1 pseudogene is annotated in these 300 nt (G+C 76.3%); it reads left to right on the top strand.

Going from position 1 to position 300, the window contains the following annotated elements:
* A pseudogene (locus ACLBXO_RS32085) lies at window positions 1-245 on the top strand (chemotaxis protein); the annotation flags it as partial.
* Window positions 246-300: the final 55 nt, after the last annotated feature.

Raw genomic sequence — 300 nt, 5'->3', positions numbered from 1 at the left:
CCACCTCGATCGCGGTGGCCGTCGAGGAGCAGGGCGCGGCCACGCAGGAGATCGTGCGCAACGTCTCGCAGGCCGCTGTCGGGGCCGGCGAGGTGACGAGCAACATCGCCGGCGTCGCCGGCGCCGCCGAGGAGACCGGCGTCGCCGCCGGCCAAGTCCTCGACGCGGCCTCGGAGCTGTCCCGGCAATCGGAGCACCTGACCGCGGAAGTCAGTCGCTTCCTCGATACCGTCCGGGCGGCCTGACCGGGCCCGGCGCGGCACGCGCCGCGCCCCCGCGCCACCCGCTCTCCCGTACGGG

It is taken from the genome of Methylobacterium sp. C33D (assembly GCF_053345825.1).
Note: the sequence above shows the minus strand (reverse complement) of the source record. Positions and strands in the feature narration are given on the sequence as shown.